General features: G+C 38.3%; 22 protein-coding genes and 1 pseudogene. 21 read left to right on the forward strand and 2 right to left on the reverse strand.

The annotated features are described in order from the left end of the window. Nucleotides 1-153: 153 nt before the first annotated feature. The 21 genes and pseudogenes from AC2HW8_RS08490 (at nt 154) to purD (ending at nt 18,846) form a co-directional block, all read left to right on the forward strand. Nucleotides 154-912, forward strand: a complete 759-nt coding sequence (locus AC2HW8_RS08490) for a Cas9 inhibitor AcrIIA9 family protein (RefSeq protein WP_293642416.1) — start codon at nt 154-156, stop codon at nt 910-912. After that, nucleotides 912-2,948, forward strand: a complete 2,037-nt coding sequence (locus AC2HW8_RS08495; protein WP_484327416.1) for a PcfJ domain-containing protein — start codon at nt 912-914, stop codon at nt 2,946-2,948. Before AC2HW8_RS08490 ends, AC2HW8_RS08495 begins: the two co-directional genes overlap by 1 nt. 13 nt (nt 2,949-2,961) lie before the next feature. Continuing rightward, nucleotides 2,962-4,092: a DNA polymerase III subunit beta gene (locus tag AC2HW8_RS08500; RefSeq protein ID WP_021883013.1), complete on the forward strand. Its 1,131-nt coding sequence runs from the start codon at nt 2,962-2,964 to the stop codon at nt 4,090-4,092. Nucleotides 4,093-4,153: 61 nt separating this feature from the next. Continuing rightward, nucleotides 4,154-4,933, forward strand: a complete 780-nt coding sequence (locus tag AC2HW8_RS08505; RefSeq protein ID WP_484327417.1) for a hypothetical protein — start codon at nt 4,154-4,156, stop codon at nt 4,931-4,933. A gap of 2 nt (nt 4,934-4,935) precedes the next feature. Then, a complete protein-coding gene (locus tag AC2HW8_RS08510) occupies nt 4,936-5,358 on the forward strand; it encodes a hypothetical protein (RefSeq protein ID WP_293642410.1) in 423 nt (140 codons plus the stop codon). 32 nt (nt 5,359-5,390) lie between these two features. Further along, nucleotides 5,391-5,723: a hypothetical protein gene (locus AC2HW8_RS08515; RefSeq protein ID WP_021883016.1), complete on the forward strand. Its 333-nt coding sequence runs from the start codon at nt 5,391-5,393 to the stop codon at nt 5,721-5,723. Between the two features lie 2 nt (nt 5,724-5,725). Continuing rightward, the gene (locus tag AC2HW8_RS08520) at nt 5,726-6,010 is read left to right on the forward strand and encodes a hypothetical protein (protein ID WP_484327418.1); all 285 of its coding nucleotides are present in this window, start codon (nt 5,726-5,728) and stop codon (nt 6,008-6,010) included. A gap of 2 nt (nt 6,011-6,012) precedes the next feature. Next, nucleotides 6,013-6,321: a hypothetical protein gene (locus tag AC2HW8_RS08525; RefSeq protein ID WP_117930791.1), complete on the forward strand. Its 309-nt coding sequence runs from the start codon at nt 6,013-6,015 to the stop codon at nt 6,319-6,321. 12 nt (nt 6,322-6,333) lie between these two features. After that, nucleotides 6,334-6,696: a hypothetical protein gene (locus AC2HW8_RS08530; protein ID WP_155131072.1), complete on the forward strand. Its 363-nt coding sequence runs from the start codon at nt 6,334-6,336 to the stop codon at nt 6,694-6,696. 70 nt (nt 6,697-6,766) lie between these two features. Further along, entirely contained in the window at nt 6,767-7,471 is a 705-nt protein-coding gene (locus tag AC2HW8_RS08535; protein WP_484327419.1) for a hypothetical protein, read from the forward strand. Nucleotides 7,472-7,632: 161 nt separating this feature from the next. Further along, on the forward strand, nt 7,633-7,776 hold the full coding sequence (locus tag AC2HW8_RS08540) for a hypothetical protein (protein ID WP_021883018.1): 144 nt from the start codon (nt 7,633-7,635) through the stop codon (nt 7,774-7,776). Between the two features lie 128 nt (nt 7,777-7,904). Continuing rightward, on the forward strand, nt 7,905-9,461 hold the full coding sequence (locus AC2HW8_RS08545; protein WP_118144197.1) for a recombinase family protein: 1,557 nt from the start codon (nt 7,905-7,907) through the stop codon (nt 9,459-9,461). 36 nt (nt 9,462-9,497) lie between these two features. After that, nucleotides 9,498-10,187: pseudogene (locus tag AC2HW8_RS08550) on the forward strand (SPFH domain-containing protein); the annotation flags it as partial. A 79-nt stretch (nt 10,188-10,266) separates the two neighbouring features. After that, nucleotides 10,267-11,778, forward strand: a complete 1,512-nt coding sequence (locus AC2HW8_RS08555; protein ID WP_293615820.1) for a putative ABC transporter permease — start codon at nt 10,267-10,269, stop codon at nt 11,776-11,778. Between the two features lie 229 nt (nt 11,779-12,007). Next, the gene (purE, locus tag AC2HW8_RS08560) at nt 12,008-12,505 is read left to right on the forward strand and encodes a 5-(carboxyamino)imidazole ribonucleotide mutase (protein ID WP_046432059.1); all 498 of its coding nucleotides are present in this window, start codon (nt 12,008-12,010) and stop codon (nt 12,503-12,505) included. Beyond that, nucleotides 12,502-13,956 carry an amidophosphoribosyltransferase gene (purF, locus tag AC2HW8_RS08565; RefSeq protein WP_101070621.1) on the forward strand — a complete coding sequence of 485 codons (1,455 nt, stop codon included), beginning with the start codon at nt 12,502-12,504 and terminating at the stop codon, nt 13,954-13,956. The genes purE and purF overlap by 4 nt, the downstream gene beginning before the upstream one ends. 13 nt (nt 13,957-13,969) lie before the next feature. Continuing rightward, nucleotides 13,970-15,007 carry a phosphoribosylformylglycinamidine cyclo-ligase gene (gene purM, locus AC2HW8_RS08570; RefSeq protein ID WP_101070620.1) on the forward strand — a complete coding sequence of 346 codons (1,038 nt, stop codon included), beginning with the start codon at nt 13,970-13,972 and terminating at the stop codon, nt 15,005-15,007. Beyond that, on the forward strand, nt 15,007-15,633 hold the full coding sequence (gene purN / locus AC2HW8_RS08575; protein WP_021883024.1) for a phosphoribosylglycinamide formyltransferase: 627 nt from the start codon (nt 15,007-15,009) through the stop codon (nt 15,631-15,633). Before purM ends, purN begins: the two co-directional genes overlap by 1 nt. 12 nt (nt 15,634-15,645) lie before the next feature. Then, the gene (locus tag AC2HW8_RS08580; protein WP_415946609.1) at nt 15,646-16,362 is read left to right on the forward strand and encodes an IMP cyclohydrolase; all 717 of its coding nucleotides are present in this window, start codon (nt 15,646-15,648) and stop codon (nt 16,360-16,362) included. Nucleotides 16,363-16,388: 26 nt separating this feature from the next. After that, complete coding sequence (locus tag AC2HW8_RS08585) at nt 16,389-17,567, forward strand: phosphoribosylaminoimidazolecarboxamide formyltransferase (RefSeq protein ID WP_337806113.1); 1,179 nt, start codon at nt 16,389-16,391, stop codon at nt 17,565-17,567. Between the two features lie 13 nt (nt 17,568-17,580). Next, nucleotides 17,581-18,846: a phosphoribosylamine--glycine ligase gene (purD, locus tag AC2HW8_RS08590; protein WP_046432064.1), complete on the forward strand. Its 1,266-nt coding sequence runs from the start codon at nt 17,581-17,583 to the stop codon at nt 18,844-18,846. A gap of 36 nt (nt 18,847-18,882) precedes the next feature. Here the strand turns inward: purD and spo0A are convergent, their stop codons facing one another. Then, nucleotides 18,883-19,653, reverse strand: coding sequence for a sporulation transcription factor Spo0A (spo0A, locus tag AC2HW8_RS08595; protein WP_484327420.1), 771 nt, complete (start codon nt 19,651-19,653; stop codon nt 18,883-18,885). 148 nt (nt 19,654-19,801) lie between these two features. After that, nucleotides 19,802-20,824: a SpoIVB peptidase gene (gene spoIVB / locus AC2HW8_RS08600; protein ID WP_303994644.1), complete on the reverse strand. Its 1,023-nt coding sequence runs from the start codon at nt 20,822-20,824 to the stop codon at nt 19,802-19,804. Between the last annotated feature and the right edge of the window lie 84 nt (nt 20,825-20,908).

The following is a 20,908-nucleotide window of genomic DNA, read 5'->3' on the forward strand; positions in this document are numbered from 1 at the left end:
AGCCACATAGCTTAAATGCTGTGTGGCTTTTTTTATATATAATAAACCCAACCTTTTATAAGGTTAAAAGACGGCAGTAATGTCGCCGAGAAAAGAGTATGTTACCGGTGGGAAAACCCTTAATCTTCACGACCGGTGGAAAAGGAGAAAATTATGTCAGTATTTAGTGAAATCGACACAATGAAGAACATTGATGTTGAAGAAGAGGAAAATGTTATGGTATTACCGAGAAGTGATAATAGTGTTTCTACAAATGAACCATTAACACCTGAAGTATTATCAGAACCTTCAAAAGAGGAAAAGGTGAAAACAACTGAAGTTTCCTCGGAAGAAAAAGATGAAGAAAAAGTGCAAATGCCTGAAATCAAGGTAGAGGATGTGCCAAACATCAATTACGATGATTTTAAGCCGATTATCAGTTTCGATAATGTTTCAGAAGATGAAATTATTGATACTGCATTAAATCGCCTTGCTCAGGACACTTATTTCGGAATTAACGGCTTGCCTTTAATTGCTTGCTTTTTGCACATTTATAACCGTGCAAAAACAGATATCAATTTCAGCAAACAGGTATTGATTAAGAGTAAAAACTTTTCCAAAGCTTTCGATTATTTGACAAAGCAGGTAAAGTCAATGTCTGTTGGTAACGGAATCGGTTTGGATCATCGCCAGATTTTTGCAATTCTTGATGATTATTATGACCTTGATGATGCCGTTATCGCTGAAAAAGAGGCTGAAGCTAAAGCAAAAGTCAAGGCTAAATCTAAAGCCAAAAAGACAAATGAAGGAACAACAAAGAAAGTTACTAAGAATGGCAGTACAAAAAAGAGTGCTGCTAAGCCTGATAAGAAAGTTGAGAAAGAGGAAGAAAAACCTCTTGATTTGTTTTCATTGTTGGGAGGTAGTAACTAATGTTGCCTTCTAAAAAGTCAATACGAAAAATGAGAACCCAGCCGTTTCCCGGTTGGGTTTTGTCATTCGTCAAAAATGCTGATGATTATTGCGGAAGCTTGATTATGTTTTCTATTAAGATAATCGAACATAAGAAATATCTCGTTGGCAAAGGAATCAATGCGGATGGAAAGTTTTTGTCTGTTATCAGCAAAGAGGGCGATATTCTAACTTTGCTCGAAAATGGCAGATGGTCTGTTGCGTGCATAAATCAGTACATTTCTTCTAATGCTACGGTATTTAACGGAGCTTGTGTTTATAAGTTTTTTAACGACGATGATAAAGACGGTAGAAGTGCCTATAACACACTTTGTTCCCATATATTATCTCGGAAAGAAAAACTGAAAATTATGCATATGGCAGAAAATCAGAAAGCCAAAAACGAAATGTGGGAATGTGTACCTAAAGCATCTCGTGAGTTTATATCATTTTGTTATGACGATTACGGCTATAAAGTTGTATTCTCCACAAATGACAGAAAAACAGGGTTTTGCGGAAAGTGTTTTAAAAAAATCGCTTTTCAAAAAAATCTTGTATCAAGGCATAACTACAAATGCCCGTACTGTCATAAGAATCTGACAGCTGTATCATATAAGCAATTATCAAGCAGATACAAATTTAAGTGCTATTCGATGCTTGATATATACGATGACGATAGACTTATGGTAAGACATTTCGATGTATCTGAAGTGATTAGAGCAAAAGTTGAGTCAGGCTATATTCAAGAAATAAAAGCTGACCGCAGTATAGATGAATATGAAAGAGATTTGTTTGACCTAAACAGAACTTCATTCAGTTATCATATACGCAAATATGATTACACAACCGGTGTCTTGTTCTGGCAAAATTCTAAACCGAGTGAGGGTTATCACTTGGTTGGAATGTTACCCAACAGATACTATGAATCTGAAAAGATATATAAAGGAAATCTTAATAGTATTACTCAGAAGATTTCCGGTATATCTGATGTGATAGACTCAATCTCGCATTGTATTTCCAATGGTGTAGTTGATTCTCAAAGACTTGAAGAACTTATTCTTGGCAGTAAAAATACAATACTTGCTGAAAAGCTCGAAAAAATTGGTTTGATAAATTTGTCATCTCATGTAATTTTTCAATCCATAAGAAGCTTTTGTTATGACGCAAAATTCAATGAATATCTTCCGTATACAGTAAAAGAATTCATTAAGTGCAATAAGCGTTTTCTTAAATTTGCTGTTGAGAATAATATTGACTATCTAACATTGCGTTGTATGCAACACTTCAACGAAAAGTTTACCGATAAATTTGAGGATTTTATGCTTGCCTATAACTACTGTAAAAGTAAGAAGGGTGAAAATGTTCCAAATTCAGTCAATCGTATTGTTGATTTTTGCGTAACATACAAAGTGACGGTTAGACAGGTTGTGTCTTATCTTGAGAAGCAGTCAGGAAGCATAATCGAATTACAAGATTATGTGAGTATGTATCTTGAGGCATATAGCTTGAGTCACAATACAACATATTCGGTTCTTGAGTACAGCAAACATTTTCTGTTTCCGCAGGACCTTATGCAATCTCACGATGATGCACTTAATTGGCTTAACAGAGAGAAAGATAAGCGAGAAAAAAAGAAAATTATTAAAAAGAACAAGATGCTGTTATCTATTATTGAACCGTTACATGAATTGGACGGCAAAGATATTGGTAATTTCAAGTTTTCTTTTCCTCACAGCAAGTCAGATTTTGTACATCAAGGAGATTTGATGCACATTTGTGTAGGTAAATTCAATTATTTTGACAAGATGTGTGAGGGAAAAAATTATATTTGTTTTGTTGCAAAGGCAAACAAGCCTTATGCAACGGTAGAATTTAAGAAAGAAGAAAACAATCAGCTTTCTCTCGTACAAGCGAGAGCGTATGGGAATGGGAATGTTACCTCGGACTGTACAGAGCAAATTAACAAATTTAAAAATTTGCTTGAAGCTACTGTTTTATCAAATTTATTAAAGAAATAAAAGGAGTATTATTATGAAAAAAATGAGTTTTACAATTACAACAACACTTAAAGATAAACTTGCTCTTATGAGTAAAATTTATATGAGCAACAGAAAATCAGGAATATATCCTATGGCTGTTATGGCAGACCGCAAAGGTTTCTTTCATTGTTGCAGTATAGCAGACACGCTTTCATACAAATTAGGTTCAGATGAACTCGGTATGATTCCTGAGCTTCCTGATGAGGCAATCATATTTCCAGACGGCGTAGTACGACTCATATTGTCAATGCCTGCCGGAACAACTCTTGATATTGAAAGCGAAGGTAATTGCGTATCTGTAAAAACACGCGGTAAAAAATCATCTTGCAAATTCAATGTCGAAAGTAAGGATTTTCCTACAATTGAGGAAATCAATCCTACCGAATTGAATTTTGCTATGATTGAAAGCAGTTTCATTCGTACTGCACTTGAAAATTGTGCGTTTGCGATGAGTACCAACAATTCAAAGCCCATATTTACAGGGCTGAATTTCGTGTGCAAAAACGGAATGCTTGAAGCTTATGCAATTGATGGTTTCAAGATTGCAAGAAGCAGAATCAAGTCGGAAGGTGAGTTTACATTTACGATTACAAAAGACGCGGTATCCATATTGATGTGTTGCCTGAAAAGTGCTAACAGTAAAATCAATATCGGCATTAACAAATCAGGAAACAAGGCAGTCTTTATCGTTGATAACCAAACCGTGTTGAGAACATCATTGCTGACCGGCACTTTAATGGAAGTTGATACTTTTTTTGTTGAACATGAAAAATCTGTAAAAGTAGATACAGCCTTACTTTTGGGCGTGCTTAAACAGATAACTACTGTTGCCACAAAAGACGAGGTATTGGTCGTTATGACGATAAGTGATGACAATATGAGCTTATCTTATAATGGCAAAACAGCTACATATGTTGACACGGTTCCGATCGAGACTCAGGGTATTACTTCTGAATCTCCTGAAAGAATCGGAATCAATGTAGGTTACTTAACTGATTGTGTTAAAGCAGTTAATGATGATAATGTTTCATTATCAATCAAAAATGCTTTAAATCCAATTATTATCAAAGGCAAAACAGAAACTGAAACTGTTTTGGTTCCAATGCGTATAGCAGAAAAGTAATTAATGAAATGTGAGGTGCTTAATTTAAGCACCTCACAATTTTATAAAAGGAGAAACAAATATGTTATTATACACAACCATTGACAGATGGTATCTCAATCATAATTCCGCTGAAATTGTTGATTTATATTATAATCCCGATTCAAACGCCGGAGGACAGTATGTCGAAAATCATATTTCATATGACTTGATTAAAGAGTCATATATAAACTCAGAAGGTGACACAGATGTATTTTTTGATCTGCTTGATTCACAATGTCTTCAGTATTGTATCGACAAAGGTACCGATATATATGATTGGTTTGACGATATTATGAGGCATCTCGATAACGGAACATCAGAAGATATTGTATATGTTGAATCAAATTCAGACGATGACGCATATTATCTGACAAAGCCTGTACTGTTTGACCGTGACGAAGAAGTCATGAATAGACTTGTAGTTATTGCAACTGTTCCAACTATGGACAATCCCTGCGGTATTCCTTCAAATGCAATGACCGAAGATGAATACTTAGGTTTTAAAGGTTGTAGTTCACCTGTCAGCGGCTATGTTTTTGACAAGCTCAGATGCAATAGACAGTTGAAATCTGAACAAGGAAAACGCAAATTTGAGAAGGAATGTAAAATTGCTGCTGATAAGTATCGTATTATCAGAGAAAATGAAAAGCAAAATTATGACTTCCTTTTAAGTTGTGATATTCTTCGTGACAAAACACCCACTGAAAAGTTGTTGACAAAAGCTCATGGTCATTCCGATAATTCCTCTGTGCAAGCTGCAAGACGTATGCTTGCAAAACGAGGCTATGATTGGAAATCAGGCAAAATTTTGGAGGCTTAATTATGTATAAAACAATAACAGAAACTTTTCCTGAAGAGCTTATTGAAATGCTTGAAGAGGAAGATTTTGAATTTATAAGTGAAGAAATAAATAACGGAATTGCTACATTGCATTTTTACAGTCCGGCAGATCAAGAATGTCTTTATGATATTGATATTTCCTATTTCATTGAACAGGAAATCCCAATTAACTGGTCTGAATTGGCTTGCGATGCATTGTCAAATCATTTGAATTTTGATGTGTCAGAACACGCTGTAATTTGGCTTGACGAGTCCGGTCACGGAGTAAATGGTGCTCCGTATGACATGAAGGATGTATATGAAGATTTCGAGTGGGTTAAGAATCGTATTCTTACACTTGTTGAAATTTTTAATCGTTATAACAAAATCGCAATTAATGATGTATGGCAGTTAAGTTGTACTTAACTGGTGTACAAAAAATAATAAGAGGTTTCATTATGAGTAAAATATATTCACTTGAAGATGCAAAAAAACTTATTTCAGACTTTGTTGAGGAAGAATATGGTAATGAAAAAGTTGATTTCTCAGATTTATCATCCATTGATGTTGCTTACACAACTACAGATGATGAATTGTACGATGTACAAACAAAAATAAATCTTGAAAACTTCTCTATCAACTACTTTCTTGACGGCAATATCATCAAGACAGAAGGTTATGGTTCTTTACAAGAATTGTGTGTCTTGGCATTATCCTGCCTTTCTTTTGACTGGCTGATTGAGCCTGCAATTGATTATTGGTATGATGAATGTGTTAAAGGAGATATGTAATTATGATTGAATCTCATTCTGAACAAAAAATTGTTGAGTGTTGCATTGATTTGATGCAAGAATTAGTCAATGAGTTTGAAAAATACATAGACTATATCGACATTGATTTAAAAGAACTCCCTGATGATGAACATTTTAAGGTTTGTTACACAAATGCTGAAATTGTGAACAGATTGTTGCTTTCGACAACCACACATTCAGGTGGTACAAGCACACGCCAAAAATGTAAAGAATTAGGGCTAGATTCTTCAAAATCTATCGAATTTAGCTTTTCTACGGAGGAATAAAAATGACAGATAACGAAGTATTCAGAGCGTTATGCAAACGGTCGGTTTGTGCTTGTCCTCATTGCGATGTGACGAGTATTCCGACTTTAGTTAATATTCTTAATGCAAGTTATTATTCTGTGAGAAAATGCATTAAAAGCCTTGAAACAAAAGGTTTGGTTGTTCTTGCTTTTGACGGTGGAATAGACGACGAAGGATATGTTCGTTGTTATAAGGGCTACCAAGTAACAGAAAAAGGCACCGACACCGATATTTTTCAAGAAGAATATCGTAAAGAAATCAATTATATTAACAAACTGTTGAGTAATTAAGGAGTGTTAATAATGGCAGAAATAAAAAAAGACAAAATCAATGAAACAGTTGAGGAACAAGGTGCAATGTATGTTGTTATTTGTTCGTTCAATCGTGACATTTATGTGTTGGAAAATCCGAAAACAAAGAACAATTTGTTTTACAACAAAGAAGATGCTCATGATGCAATGCTTGATGACATGATATCTACAAGCAGGAATGTATTAGAAGAAGATATAACAATTGAAGTGCTGGAAAAGTTACTTAAAAAAGAATACAGTGATATCGACTACAATGATGATTATGTTGTAGGTGATATGTATCCTGACTCAGCATGGATAAATTTTCAAAGCTATGATACATATGATGTTAGCATTGTAAAAGTTAAGGGTTAAAATTTACTGCCACATATCACTCAGTAAGGATATGTGGCAGATTAGACTTGTTTCTAAGGAGATTTATATAATGAAACTAAAAGTTGAATCAGTTAGGTCAGAGTTCTATTCTGTATCATATGAGAACAATAATGATAATGCAATGTTTTATTTTGATTTGACAAATTACACTCTCATTGTTGTATCAAACAGAGGAAATTTCATTGGCAAGTGGCACAATAACGATGATAAGTCGTTTCTTGAGCTTATTTGTGATACAGACAAATCGCAGTTTTTATCTCACATTGCTGTCAAAGACTCCTATAACAAAGTGATAACTTGGGAAAACATAAAGAAGTATTTGTTCGATACTCTTGATGGAAAAACTCCTGATTTTTCTTTGGCAGATATTGAGGATGCCTGTTATGATTGTCTTACCGAATCTACCTTGTGTAGTGAAATATACGGTATTTTGAGATGTTCTCACTTCTATTTTTTAGATTCAGCTGCAGAAGAAAACATAGCAATGGCTATAGAGCCTGATTACAGCGTTGAAGCTTATATGATAGCTAATGTTTTTGATGAGCAAATCAAACCGTATATTAAGTTGTGTATTGAAAAAACCTCAGACAGTGCGAACGAAACAAGCTGGCTTGATAAAGAAATTGAAGTTGATGGAATCACATGCTATGCAATTGTATGTCCTCATTGTATGACATTTTACAATGAGGCAATGATGACCTACGGAAATTATTGTCCACAATGTGGAGCAAGAATGATTCATACAACCAAGTAATACCAAATCTTACCAAAAGATATTGACCACACAAGAGCGAATCAGTTCTTGTGTGGTCTTTTTTATTGCACGACTGTTAAAAAAATCATAGAGCAACAAAATCAATAATTTTTAATAAATCAGTATGCTATACTGATTATGAACTCTGAAAGAGGTGAATAATGAACAAAACTGAAAAAAGCACAAATAAAAAAGGTAAGGTGGTTGTAGAGAATTATTACAAAACAACAGATAAAGAAGCTCAGAAGATGCTTTTTAACGAGCAGTATGCTCGAATGATCAATGCAAAAAATGCTAAGTTATAATGCTAAATTTGATAATTATTAATGCGTGCGATATTTACAAAGTGCAGAAGATATGATATAATGTGCACGATTTACAAGAAAGGTATCGTATCATTGTATGCACCTGTGATTCACGCTAGGAGCATTTTATGATCGAACAAATTAAAGCAGCACTATATGTGCGACTGTCGCAAGAGGACAGAAATAAACTTCATCCCGAAGATAATAGTGAAAGCATAAATAACCAAATTATGTTATTAAAATCTCGCTGTGAAAAAGAGGGATGGATAATATACGACATATATAATGACGATGATTTTTCAGGATCCGACCGACAACGACCGGAATTCAACAGAATGATTGAGGATGCACGGTTACATAAGTTTGATGTTTTGCTATGTAAAACACAATCACGATTTTGCCGTGATCTGGAACTTGTAGAGCATTACCTAAACTATATGTTTCCGGTGTGGAACATTCGCTTTTTGAGTATTATTGACAATGCGGATACTTCTAATCGACAGAACCGAAAAGCACGACAAATCAATGGACTCATAGACCAATGGTACCTTGAGGATATATCTGAAAATGTTAAAGCAGTTTTGTCTGCAAAGCGTAAAAAGGGAGAATGGGTAGGTAGTCAAGCTCCTTACGGCTATGCCAAATCACCTGAAGATAAGCATAAACTTATTATAGATGAACCTGCAGCAAAGATTGTACGATACATTTACAGATTATACATCAATGGCTTAGGTTATGCGTCAATAGTACGCAGACTTAATGACGAACAAATACCGCCTCCTGCAAAGTATAAGAATCTTAAAGAAGTATCCTCGCATAAAAAAACAGCTACGAGAGGATTATGGTGCTATTATACTATTCAGAAGATATTAAGCAGTCAGGTGTATATCGGTAATACTGTTCAAGGCAAGAGTGAAAAATTATCTTATAAAGGTGAAGAACGGCGATATAAACCTCAAAGCGAGTGGGATATTGTCGAAAATACTCACGATGCAATTGTTAGTTATGATACTTGGCATAAGGCACAGATAATACGCTCAACAAGAAGTACTCCCTATAAACAGGATATGAAAAATACGGTGTTCTCGCGAATGTGTAAATGTGTGTATTGTGGTGCTACACTCAATAAACATACTTATCATAATTCACCAATGCTTGAATGTCCTACTAAACACATTAAAACGGGAATATGTCCCGGATGTGTCATAACCGTAAAAAGACTTGAAGAAATTGTGATTGATGAAATCAAGGACCATTGTCAAAGGTTAATGGATGTTTCTGCTGTCAAAAGTAAGATTGATTCTAATGTTGAAATAAATAATCGTCGTCAGGAAATTTTAAAATCAATTGAATCCGCAATAAAAAAGCAAAAATTATTAAAAAATAGACTAACTTCCTTATATATGGATAAAGCTGATGGAATAATATCTATTAATGACTATTATCAATTTAAAAATGCAATAGATGCGGATTCCGTAGAAATTGATACCACTATTAAATTGCTTGAATCAAAGTTATTGAGTATAGATGATGAGATTAAGGCACTTGAAAGCAATCATACAATAGTGACTCAATACAGTAATATTGAAAAATTGACACATAATGAACTTATGTTTTTGGTTGACTATATCGAAGTCGGCGGAACAAGAGATAACAGAATAGTCCGAATTCATTGGAAATTCTGAGGAATGTTTTGATGTATCCTTTTATACAACACACGGCAACCCGTGATCACAAGAGATAACGTTACAATGCAGATTGACACGGTTGTGTATTTTGAAATTACCGATCCAAAGCTTTATACTTACGGTGTAGAAAGACCGCTCAGCGCTATTGAAAATCTTACTGCAACAACATTGCGTAATATCATCGGTGATCTTGAGCTTGATAACACTCTCACATCCCGTGATACAATCAACGGTAAAATCAGAGTGATTCTTGACGAGGCAACCGACGCATGGGGCATTAAGGTAATCCGTGTCGAGCTTAAAAACATTCTTCCGCCCCGTGAAATTCAGGATGCGATGGAAAAGCAGATGAAGGCAGAGCGTGAGCGCCGTGCAAGAATTCTTGATGCAGAGGGTGAAAAACGCAGTCAGATTCTCGTTGCAGAGGGTATGAAGGAATCTGCAATTCTTAAAGCCGACGCTGTTAAGGAGCAGAAAATCCGTGAGGCACAGGGTGAAGCTGAGGCTATTCTCACAGTCCAGAAAGCTAATGCCGACGCACTTAAAATGCTCAATGAGGCTTCTCCTACCGATAGAATTATTCAGCTTAAATCACTTGAGGCATTCGGTAAAGCCGCTGACGGCAAGGCTACAAAGATTATCATTCCTTCAGATATTCAGGGACTTGCGGGTAGTGTTACCGCAATTAAAGAACTCTGGAAAGATGATGTGCCAAAGGCATAAAGAATGTGAAATTTACGGCAATTTTTCGGGCACAGAATTCTGTGTCCGATTTGTTGCATAAAATTGTGGGGGATAGGAAATGCAATTTTTACTCGACCTGTTGTGGTACTTCGTAATTTTCTCGTTTTTTGGCTGGGTGGCGAGTAGTTTTCGTTCGCTTCTTCTTGAGAAAAAATTCAGTAATAACGGTTTTTTGACATCGCCGTTTTGCCCTATGTATGGATTTTCGGCGGTTATTTGTTATACGGCACTAAAACCGTTTGAAAACAGCAAGCTGATTTTATTCATCGGTTCAACTCTGATATTATCTGCACTTATGGTTGTGGTCGGTGTGCTTGTAGAAAAAACTCTCAAATTCAAGCCATGGGATTTTTCTTCCTCGAAATTCAGCATAGGCAATTATATAACTTTTCCTTATGCACTTTTTCTCGGATTGCTCGGTATGCTACTTGTCGGATTGATAATCCCGGTGCTTCGCACAGCCGTTGAAGCAATTCCTTTCTGGGTAAGTCTTATTCTTGTTCTTTGCTTCTGCGGAATTATTGTAATTGATTACGTTTTTTCAATGATAACAACAATCCGTCTGCTCAGAAGAATTGCAAAGCTTAAAAATTCTTCCGAGCTTATGGATAAAGGTGCAACAGAGGTTGAAATTCAGGAACTTGAAGAAAATTACAACCGACTTTTTACAGAGAATATTTTAAGAAAAAGACTTGCACACGCTTATCCCGATCTCACTCATATGGCTTATGTAAAGCAAATTAATGCTAAAATTGAGGAGATTAAGCAGGATAATATGAAAGAATATACGCAAACCTTTGAAAGTAAAGAGGACAAGCCGTTTGCTTACGGATTCTGTTTTACGAAGCTTTTTTATCTGTTTGTGATTGGTTCTTTCATCGGCACGATTCTTGAAACAATATGGGCGTTCTGCGTTGACGGACATTTTGAAATGCGTGTCGGTATGGTTTACGGTCCGTTTATTCCTGTTTACGGCGGCGGTGCGTGTTTTCTGACAGCCGCTTTGTATAAGCTTTACAAGCTTAATGATACGCTTGTTTTTGTGATAAGTGCTTTTGTCGGAGCAGGTTTTGAGTATTTCTGTTCGTGGTTGCAGGAGCAGATGTTCGGCACGGTTTCATGGGACTACAGTGACACTCCGTTTAACCTTGACGGCAGAACTAATCTTATGTATGCCCTTATCTGGGGATTCCTCGGTCTTGTCTGGGTGCGTTATCTGTATCCGTGGACAGCAAAGCTTATTGAAAAAATCCCTAAAAGAGCAGGTGCAATTATTACAACATTTCTGATTGTATTCATGGCATTCAACGGCTTTATGTCCGTAACAGCTACGGCAAGATGGACTCAGAGAACAGAGGGAGTACCTGCGTCAAACAGCTTTGAAGAATATCTCGATGAAAAATTCGATAATGAAAAGATGGAATTTCTTTTTCCGGGTATGAAAAAGGCTGCAGAGGCGGGAGTTACAACCGAGGGCATAATTTCCAACGAAAGACCGTATCTTGATGCTACAGATCCCGATAACGGCATGAAAATCGAACAGGGAAAAGATGTTTCCAAGATTGATTAATATCTTGAAGTGGCTATGCTTTGCACAGTCACTTTTTGCTTTTTGGCGGTATTTTAAAAATAATTTCGCCTGACTATTGAATTTTAACCGATTTTTTTATATAATTAATTAGTAATGCTTTATTTATGTCGATTCAAAGCATAAATAGGCATATTTGTCCTGACTTTGTCTGCCCACGGCACGGTTTTTGCGGCAATTTATCAAGTGGGCGGAAAGGCTATGAGTAATTATGAAAAAGGTTGCAATTATTATGGGCTCCGACAGTGATTTTCCCGTAGTATCAAAGGCTGTCAGTAAACTCAAAGAATTTGGCGTAGAGTATGAGGTTCATGTAATGAGTGCACACCGTACTCCCGATGCGGCAATTAAGTTTTCGGCAGAGGCTAAAAAGAACGGTTTTGGCGTAATCATTGCCGCAGCAGGTATGGCGGCACATCTCGCAGGTGTTCTTGCGGCAAAAACAACCCTCCCTGTGATAGGAATCCCATGTAAGTCGGCTCAGCTTGACGGTATGGATGCTCTTCTTGCAACAGTTATGATGCCTACAGGAATTCCGGTTGCAACAGTAGCAGTTGACGGTGCGGCTAACGCTGCAATTCTTGCCGTTGAAATGCTCGCACTTTCCGACGATTCTCTTGCAGAGAAGCTTGAAAATATGAAAGCTGATATGGAAAAAGGCGTTGCCGAAAAAGACAAGGCAATGCAGGCTAAGGTGGCAGAGCTTTGATTAAGAACTATGTAGATATTGACACAAAACTTGACAAAGTAAATGACGAGTGCGGTGTGTTCGGTATTTACCGTAATGATGACGATATCGATGTTGTTGCCGCCGCAAATGACGCACTCTTCAGCCTTCAGCATAGGGGACAGCAGAGCGCAGGTATCACCGTGAATAAAGACGGTGAATTTACAACTGTCAAGGAACTCGGTATGGTGTCCGAGATTTTTACCCCCAAAGCACTTGAAAAACTTCCGAACGGTAAGATTGCAGTTGGTCATGTCCGTTATACTTCATCGGAATCACTCGACCGTGCATCTAACCAGCCGCTTGTTATGCGATATATTCAGGGTTCAATCGGTATTGCAAGCAACGGCTCAATTACAAACTTCAATGAAATAAGGCAGGAGCTTGAAACAGGCGGCGCTGTTTTTCAGTCCAATTCCAATGCTGAAATTATGGCTTATGTCATCGCAACCGAAAGATGTGTAACAGACACGCTTGAAGATGCTGTTCTTTCGTCAATGAGAAAGCTCAAGGGCGCTTACTCAACTGTAATTTGCGCACCGAGCCGTCTTATCGGCTTTCGTGATATGCACGGATTTCGTCCGCTCTGTATCGGCAAACTCAAAAACAGCTGGATTTTCACTTCCGAAAGCTGTGTTATCGACAGTCTCGGCGGTGAATTTGTCCGTGATGTTGAGCCGGGTGAAATGGTAGTAGTTGACGAAGAAGGCTTTCACAGCTACAAATTAAAGCTTTTGCCCGATAAAACATCTTTCTGCCTTTTTGAATATGTTTATATTGCAAGACCGGACAGCGTAATCAACGGTGTCTGCGTACATAATGCAAGATTCAAAGCCGGTGAACTTCTTTATGACGAGTTCCCGATTGAGGCAGATATGGTGTGCGGTGTTCCCGATTCGGGACTTATTGCCGCACAGGGTTACGCAAAGGCTTCGGGTATCCCGTTCAGCACAGGTTTTGTCAAGAACAAATATATCGGCAGAACAGTAGGCTCGGGTAAAGATAAAAAGAAAAGACTTCTCAGAACAAGACTTACCGCTTTGAAGGCTAATGTTAAAGGCAAGAGAGTTGTTATTATTGACGACTCAATCGTCAGAGGCGAAACATCAAAGCATATTGTTCGTCTTATGCGTGAGGCAGGAGCTGCCGAGGTGCATATGCTCATCAGCTCACCTCCGTTTGTATGTCCGTGCTACTTTGGCGTGGACATTCATGATAAAGAAAGTCTTATTGCAAACAAGTTGACAACAAGTGAAATCTGTGAATATATCGGTGCAGATTCACTTGGTTATCTCAGTATAAACAGTCTCAGAAAAATTGCTGAGGGTGCAAATATAGAATTCTGTGACGGTTGTTTCACGGGCAGCTATGACGCTGAAATTCCGAGAACAATCTTTGTAGATAAATACGCTAAAAAAATTAACAGAAAGTGACGGAGTGATTACAATGAACAACAGCTTTTCCGAAAGCTACAAAGCGGCAGGTGTTGATGTAACAGCAGGCTATAAGTCTGTAGAGCTTATGAAAAAGCATGTGGCACGCACAAAAATTGACGGTGTTATTTCAGGCATCGGCGGTTTCGGCGGACTTTTTGCCCCTGATTTCAAAGATATGGAAGAGCCTGTACTTGTCAGCGGTACTGACGGTGTAGGTACAAAAATCAAGCTTGCTTTTCTTCTTGACAAGCATGACACAATCGGTATTGACGCAGTTGCAATGTGCGTAAACGATGTAATTTGCTGTGGAGCAAAACCTCTTTTCTTCCTCGATTATATCGCAATCGGCAAGAACTATCCCGAAAAGGTAGCTGAAATTGTATCAGGTATTGCAGAAGGCTGTGTTCAGTCCGGGTGTGCTCTTATCGGCGGTGAAACTGCAGAGCATCCGGGTCTTATGCCTGTTGATGAATATGATGTTGCAGGTTTCAGCGTTGGTATTGCAGACAAGCCGAAGATGATTGACGGTTCAAAGCTTTGTGAGGGTGATGTACTTTTAGGACTCCGTTCTTCTGGTGTTCACTCAAATGGTTTTTCGCTTGTCAGAAAAATCTTTGATATCAACGAGGAAACAATCAATGCCGAGTATCCTGAGCTTGACAAAACTCTCGGTGAAACATTGCTCACTCCAACAAAAATTTATGTAAAACCTCTTCTCGCTCTTATGGATAAGGTTGATGTAAAGGCTGTATCACACATCACGGGCGGCGGTTTCTATGAAAACATTCCCCGTATGCTTACAGACGGTCTTTCAGCCAAAATCAAAAAGGACAATATTCCTGTTCTTCCTATTTTCAAGCTTATGCAGAGAGTAGGTAATATCCCCGAGCACGATATGTTCAACACATTCAATATGGGTGTAGGTATGATAATCGCCGTTGCCAAGGAAGATGCAGACAAGGCTCTTGAGGTTCTTGCGGCTAACGGTGAAGACGCTGTTGTACTCGGTGAAGTAATCAGCGGTAATGACGGAGTAGTGTTTGAATAATGAAAAATATTGCAGTTCTTGTGTCGGGTGGCGGCACAAATCTTCAGGCACTTATTGACGCTCAGAACAGGGGAGAGATTAAAAACGGAAAAATCTCTCTTGTTGTGTCCTCAAATCCAAACGCTTATGCACTTGAAAGAGCAAAAAACAATTCGATTGCAACTGAGGTTATCAGGAGAAAAGACTATGCCGAATTTGATGAGTATGATTCTGCTGTGACCGAGCTTTTGAAATCCAAGGATGTTGACCTTGTTGTTCTTGCGGGATTTATGACTATTCTCGGAAAGCAGTTTATTTCTGCTTTTGAAAACAGAATAATCAATATCCATCCGTCGCTTATTCCGTCATTCTGCGGCGAGGGCTATTACGGACTCAGAGTTCATGAGGAGGCTCTTAACAGAGGCGTCAAGGTAACGGGTGCTACCGCACATTTTGTAAACGAAGTGTGCGACGGCGGTCCCATTATCATTCAGAAAGCCGTTGAAATTCAGAACGGTGACACACCCGAAATTCTTCAGAAAAGAGTTATGGAACAGGCTGAATGGAAGATTCTTCCAAGGGCGGTTTCGCTTTTCTGCGAAGATAAAATTATAGTAAAAGACAATAAAACCGAAATTCTTGACTAACGGAGGAAAAATATGAAACCTGTATCACTTTACAATGACATTGCTTCAACTTCATATCCGGGCAGAGGCATTGTAATCGGCAAAAGTGCAGACGGCTCAAAGGCTGTTATTGCATACTTCATTATGGGCAGAAGCGAAAACAGCAGAAACAGAGTGTTTGCAGAAACCGAGGACGGCATCAAAACTCAGGCTTTTGATCCATCAAAGCTTGTTGATCCGTCACTTATCATCTATTCTCCCGTAAGAGTTCTCGGCAACAAAACTATCGTTACTAACGGTGACCAGACAGATACTGTTTATGACCTTATGAATGAAGGTCAGACATTTGAACAGTCACTCACAACAAGAGAGTTTGAGCCCGACGATCCTAACTACACTCCACGAATTTCTGGTATCGTTGAGTGTGAAAACGGCAAGATGAACTATGCAATGTCAATTCTCAAAAGTGCAGACGGCAATCCCGATTGTTGCGAAAGATACACATTTACATATGACAAGCCGATAAACGGTCTTGGCAGATTCATTCACACATATATGAGTGACGGCAATCCGCTTCCGAGCTTTGAGGGTGAACCTACACTCGTAGAAATCGGTAACGATGATATTGACACATTTGCCGAGAAAATCTGGAATTCTCTCAATGAGGATAACAAGGTTTCACTTTTTGTACGCTATATTGACATTGCTTCAAATAAGGCAGAGTCAAGAATTATCAATAAAAACAAGTAATTTATTTTTCGGAAAGGATGAATCCAATGAACGAACTTGCTTTAAAATACGGCTGTAACCCGAATCAGAAGCCTTCGAGAATTTTCATGCAGGACGGCAAAGATCTTCCTGTTGAGGTTCTCAATGGCAAACCCGGTTACATCAACTTTCTTGATGCATTTAACTCATGGCAGCTCGTAAAGGAACTCAAAGCGGCAACAGGTCTTCCTGCAGCTGCATCATTCAAGCATGTAAGTCCTGCCGGTGCGGCAGTTGCAACAGAGCTTTCTGACACACTCAAGAAAATCTACTTTGTAGATGACCTTGAACTTTCTCCGATTGCAAGCGCATATGCAATGGCAAGAGGTGCAGACAGAATGTCGTCATACGGTGACTGGGTGGCTCTTTCCGATACTTGCGATGTTCAGACTGCAATCCTCCTCAAGAGAGAGGTTTCTGACGGTATTATTGCTCCTGACTATACTCCCGAGGCTCTTGAAGTCCTCAAGTCAAAAAAGAAAGGCAACTATAATGTCGTAAAAATCGACCCGAACTATGTTCCTGCTCCTATTGAGCATAAGGATGTTTTCGGCGTTACATTTGAACAGGGCAGAAATGAACTCAAAATTGACGAAGAAATGCTCCTTCAGAACATTGTAACAGATAATAAGAATTTTACAGAGGAAGCTAAGCGTGACCTTCTTGTTGCTCTTATTACTCTTAAATATACTCAGTCTAATTCTGTTTGCTACGCAAAGGGCGGTCAGGCAATCGGTGTAGGTGCAGGTCAGCAGTCAAGAATTCACTGCACAAGACTTGCAGGCAATAAGGCTGATATCTGGTATCTCAGACAGCATCCGAAGGTTATGAACCTTCCGTTTGTTGACAACATCCGCCGTCCTGACAGAGATAACACTATTGATGTTTACATCTCTGATGATTATGAGGATGTGCTTGCTGACGGTATATGGCAGCAGTTCTTCAAAACTAAGCCCGAACCTCTTACAAAGGAAGAGAAAAAGGCTTGGCTTGCAACATTTGACGGTGTTTCACTCGGTTCTGACGCATTCTTCCCATTCGGTGACAACATTGAAAGAGCAAAGCGTTCAGGTGTTAAATTTGTTGCACAGCCTGGCGGTTCAATTCGTGATGATAATGTTATTGAAACTTGCAATAAGTACAATATGACAATGTCATTTACTGGTATTCGTCTTTTCCATCACTGATAGAGGTGCGGTTATGAAAATTTTAATGATTGGTTCGGGCGGCAGAGAGCACGCTTTAATTAAAAAGCTTCTTGAAAGTCCTAAATGCACAAAGCTTTATTGCGCTCCCGGCAACGGCGGTATTTCAAGAGATGCCGAGCTTGTTAATATCGGAGTTATGGATAAAGAAAATATGGTTAAGTTTGCAAAGGACAATGCGATTGACCTCGTTTTTGTAGCTCCTGATGATCCGCTTGCTGACGGTATGGTTGACGCTATGCAGGAGGCTGGAATCAGAGCATTCGGTCCTAATGCAAATGCCGCTATTATTGAGGCGTCAAAGGTTTTCTCAAAAAATCTCATGAAGAAATACGGCATACCTACTGCAAAGTATGAAGTATTCAATGACGCTCAGAAAGCAATTGACTATATAAAGAACGAAAATACCGCTCCCGTTGTTGTAAAGGCTGACGGTCTTGCACTCGGCAAGGGCGTAATTATTGCTCAATCTGTTGATGAGGCAATTGAAGCAGTCAAAGAAATTATGGAGGACAAGAAGTTTGGCGACTCAGGTAACAACATCGTTATCGAAGAGTTTCTTACAGGTCCCGAGGTTTCTGTTCTTGCATTTACAGACGGCAAGTGCGTAAAACCTATGGTCAGCTCAAAAGACCACAAGCGTGCTTTTGATAATGACGAAGGTCTTAACACAGGTGGCATGGGCACAATCAGCCCGAACCCATATTATACAGATGAGATTGCCAAGGAATGTATGGATACAATCTTTATCCCTACAATTGAGGCGATGAATAAAGAGGGCAGACCTTTTAAGGGTTGTCTGTACTTTGGACTTATGATTACACCGAACGGTCCAAAGGTTATTGAATACAATGCCCGTTTCGGCGATCCTGAGGCTCAGGTTGTTCTTCCAAGACTTAAAACTGACCTTGTAGATATCTGCGAGGCTGTTATTGATGAAAAGCTTTCCGATCTTGACATTGAATGGGACAACGGTGCTGCGGCTTGTGTTGTTATGGCAAGCGGCGGATATCCTGTTTCATATAAAAAGGGTATAGAGATGTTCGGTCTTAATGATAACGGCGGTGTCGATGGTGCAATCGTTTATCATGCCGGCACTAAGTACGAAAACGGAAAGTTCTATACAAACGGCGGTCGAGTTCTCGGTGTTACTGCGACAGCAGATACACTTGATGAGGCACTTGAAAAGGCATATGCAGCAGTAGAAAAAATTTCCTTTGAAGGCGCTCATTACAGACACGATATCGGCAAAACTAAATAATATATTAAGAGCCACTCATTACGAGCGGCTCTTTTTTTAGCCTGCATTTTTAATCTGCAGTCTTAATTTGTCAGAAATCATGGCAATGAATTCGCTGTTTGTGGGCTTACCTCTGTCGTTGTGAATTGTATATCCGAAATATGAGTTCAAAACATCAATGTCCCCTCGATCCCATGCAACCTCAATTGCGTGTCTTATAGCTCTTTCAACCCGTGAAGAGGTTGTTTCGTACTTTTTGGCAACCGACGGATAGAGCTGTTTAGTCACGGCATTGATAATTTCAGGATGCTCAACAGACATAATGATTGAATCACGCAGATAGTGATAGCCTTTGATGTGAGCCGGAACTCCTATTTCATGGAGAATATCGGTCACTTTCATTTCAATTCCGAAAGCGTCAATAACTCTGCCTCTGCCAAAATTGTTTTTTTTGCTCAAATCCGACAAATCGCTGATAATGGTGCTTAATTCGGAAATGTTATACGGCTTCAACACAAAATACGATGCGCCCGAATTCATAATTTCACGCTCAAGAACAGCGCTGTGGAATGACGAATACACCATAAACACAGGCACTTTCGTGCTTTCTCGTGTAATGCTTCTCATAACACCGATTGCGTCAAGCCTTGTCATAAATGAATCCATCAGTACAACATCAGGACTTTCTCTTTTAATTTTATCGCACAATTCTTCTCCGTCTTTTGCACAGAAAATAACGGAAATATTCTTACTTTGTAAGATATTAAGATTTTCCTGCGTAAATTCAGAAGCGTCATCGGTTACGATTAGTTTTATTTTGTTGTTCATTGTGATTTCCCCCAGTAATTTTTGTTGTACTAATATTACCACAAAATGGTAAAGTTGGCAATACCTTCCATAAAACTTTTTTGAAAAATTGAGAAAAAAGTTTTATATTTTGCTTTACTAAATCAAAAATGAACAAACCATCATATATTTAGTGTTGATTATTGTAGCGATTTGCCATATATTGTGCAAACACACCGTAACCCTCTTTTGGATTATTCAGAAAAACATGGGTAACAGCGCCAATAATTTTGCCGTTTTGAACTATCGGACTGCCGCTCATACCCTGTACAATACCGCCGCAATTTTCGAGCAATCTACTGTCGGTTATTTTTATGACAAAATTTTCATTTGATGTCATATCACGATTGCATATTCTTTTGATTTCAATATCATATTCCTGCGGCGTATCTCCGACAGGCGTTGTTACCATAACAGCCTTTCCTGTTTTCACCTCATCGTCATTTGCAATCAGATATTTCTTGTTTCTTTTATAATTTTCACTCGTTAAATCTCCGAAAATTCCTAAAGGGGAGTTTACGCTCAAATTACCAAACTTTACATCGGTAAAATATCCGCAGAAACTGCCGGCTTTTCCGCAGACGCTTTTTTCAATGCCGCTGATTTCAGCCCGAACAGCTTCTCCTGATTTTAACGGTAACAAAGCAGCCGTGTCACAGTCGCATATTCCATGACCGAGTGCGGCAAAATAATTATTGCTGTCATCATAATAGGTCATAGTTCCGATGCCTGCACAGCTGTCACGAACCCACGCACCGAGGAGATATACTCCCACGGTATTTTTAATCGGCAAAACGGTTTTGCTTTCGGTTTTGCCGTTTCTATCAATTTCAACAGTAATTTCATTGCCGTTTGATTTTTCAATTTCAGACTTTAATTCTTCATTTGTGCTGATTTTTGTATTATTTACTTTCTTTATAATATCGTTTACTTTAAGTCCGCCGTCTTTTGCTGGGCAAACATATTTTTCACCGTCATAGTAGCTTTCAAGCTTGATTATCATTGCTCCGTTAGCATAAAATTTAACTCCGAAAGCCTCACCGCCAATGTAAACCTCATTTTCATCATCAGCGGCATAAGGCGAAAAAGTCGAAACAGTAAATAATAATGTGAAAATCAGGGCAACTGATATAATTTCTTTAAATTTTCGCAAAAAATTCACCTTCTTTCCGTTGCCTTTATTATGATTTGCATTTATAATATAGATTAGTGCGTTGATGAAAATATTAAAAATGTT

Source organism: Ruminococcoides sp., assembly GCF_057037865.1.